Source organism: Sandarakinorhabdus sp. (assembly GCF_031430775.1).
In the GTDB taxonomy this organism is placed as follows: domain Bacteria; phylum Pseudomonadota; class Alphaproteobacteria; order Sphingomonadales; family Sphingomonadaceae; genus Sandarakinorhabdus.
Window position 1 is genome coordinate 1 of the sequence record NZ_JANPCD010000040.1, and the last position, 2078, is coordinate 2078.

3 protein-coding genes are annotated in these 2078 nt (G+C 65.1%); all 3 read left to right on the forward strand.

Annotated features, from left to right (window positions below; genetic code table 11):
- On the forward strand, nucleotides 1-566 hold a 566-nt coding region (locus RMQ73_RS02300), incomplete at its 5' end, for a transketolase C-terminal domain-containing protein (RefSeq protein ID WP_310496370.1).
- The gene (locus tag RMQ73_RS02305) at nucleotides 563-1867 is read left to right on the forward strand and encodes a pyruvate dehydrogenase complex dihydrolipoamide acetyltransferase (protein WP_310496371.1); all 1305 of its coding nucleotides are present in this window, start codon (nucleotides 563-565) and stop codon (nucleotides 1865-1867) included. The genes RMQ73_RS02300 and RMQ73_RS02305, both read left to right, overlap by 4 nt.
- A gap of 70 nt (nucleotides 1868-1937) precedes the next feature.
- On the forward strand, nucleotides 1938-2078 hold a 141-nt coding region (locus RMQ73_RS02310; protein WP_310496372.1), incomplete at its 3' end, for an FAD-dependent oxidoreductase.

The following is a 2078-nucleotide window of genomic DNA, read 5'->3' on the forward strand; positions in this document are numbered from 1 at the left end:
CCAGCGTGCCGGGCCTGATCGTGATTGCGCCCTATGACGCCGCCGATGCCAAGGGGCTGCTGAAATCCGCCATCCGGTCACCCGATCCGGTGGTGTTCCTGGAAAACGAGCTGCTGTATGGCCAGAGCTTCGATGTGCCCGAGGGCGATGTGGCGGTGCCGATCGGCAAGGCGCGAACCATGCGCGCCGGCACCGATGTGACACTGGTCAGCTATTCCATTGGCGTTGGCGTGGCGCTGGAAGCGGCGACGGCGCTGGCCGCCGAGGGCATCGAGGCCGAGGTGATCGACCTGCGCACGTTGCGCCCGCTCGATACTGCCGCCGTCCTGGCCTCGCTCAAGAAAACCAACCGCATGGTGGTGGTGGAGGAGGGCTGGCCGGTGTGCTCGATCTCGTCGGAAATCATGGCCGTGGTGATGGAGCGCGGCTTTGATGACTTGGATGCGCCGGTGCTGCGCGTCACCAATGTCGATGTGCCGCTGCCCTATGCGGCGAACCTCGAAAAGGCAGCGCTGCTGAAGGCTGCCGATGTGGTCATTGCCGCCAAAAAGGTCTGCTACAAATGATCGACGTGACCATGCCTGCCCTGTCGCCGACGATGGAAACCGGCACGCTGTCGAAATGGCACGTCAAGGTCGGCGATACCGTCAAATCCGGTGACATCATCGCCGAGATTGAAACCGACAAGGCGACGATGGAAGTCGAAGCCGTGGACGAAGGCACGGTTGCCGAGATCGTCGTGGCCGAAGGCAGCGAAGGCGTGCCGGTCGGGCAGGTCATCCTGCGCATTGCCGGGGAGGATGAAGCAGCGGCGCCAGTGAAGGCAGCGGCGCCGCCCATAGTGTCGGCGCCGCCGCCGCCCATAGTGTCGGCGCCGCCGCCACTGTCGAGCCCCTCTCCCGGCTCGGCTGCGCCGAGTCCGACCTCCCCCCGGCAGGGGGAGGTGAACACTGTGCGGGTCATTGCGTCCCCGCTGGCGAAGCGTATTGCGGAGTTGAAGGGCATCGAGCTTGCTGGCGTGACCGGGAGCGGCCCCAATGGCCGCATCGTGCGCGCCGATGTCGAGACCGCTGCCGGCCAGCCTGCGCCGGTCGCGGTGGCAGCCGTGCCGGCAACGCCCGTGCCGGTCGCTGCCGCACCCGTGGCGGTACCAGTGGCTCAGCCGATCACGACCGATATCCCCCACACCACCGAAAAGCTTGGCAATGTCCGCAAGGTCATCGCGCGGCGCCTGACCGAGGCGAAGCAGACCGTTCCCCACATCTATCTGACGGTCGATGTGCGCCTTGATGCGCTGCTGAAACTGCGCGGGGAATTGAACGCGGCTCTGGCGGCGCGAGGCGTCAAGCTGAGCGTCAACGATATGGTCATCAAGGCGCTGGCGCTGGGTTTGCGGCAGGTGCCGAAATGCAATGTCAGTTTCGGCGGCGATACGCTGATCATCTATGATCGTGCCGATATCAGCGTGGCCGTGGCGGCGCCGTCGGGCCTGATCACGCCGATCATTGCGGGCGCGGATACCAAATCACTGTCGCAGATCGCCAGCGAAATGAAGGCGCTGGCCGACAAGGCCCGCGCCGGCAAATTGCAGCCGCATGAATATCAGGGCGGCACTGCCAGCCTGTCCAACCTGGGCATGTTCGGCATCAAGCAGTTCGACGCTGTCATCAACCCGCCGCAGGGCATGATCCTGGCGGTCGGGGCCGGCGAACTACGGCCCTATGTACTGGACGGTGCGCTGGGATTAGCGACCGTGATGAGCATTACCGGCAGTTTCGACCACCGCGCTATCGACGGCGCCGATGGGGCGGAATTGATGCAGGCGATCAAGGCGCTGATCGAAAATCCGCTGGGTCTGGTGGCATGACGCTTCCCTCATCCCGCTCGCCCTTGGCGAGTCGCCCGCTCCCGCAAGGGGAGAGGGAAAGGAACGGCGCATGACCACTGAATCCTTCGATCTCGTCATCCTCGGCTCCGGCCCCGGCGGTTATGTCGCCGCCATCCGTGCCTCGCAACTGGGCCTGAAAGTCGCCATTGTCGAGCGCGAGCGGCTGGGCGGCATTTGCCTGAACTGGGGG

What these genes read in the sequence shown, in the direction of transcription:
- RMQ73_RS02305 (WP_310496371.1), top strand. Translation starts at nt 563, where the DNA reads ATGATCGACGTGACCATGCCTGCCCTGTCGCCGACGATGGAAACCGGC.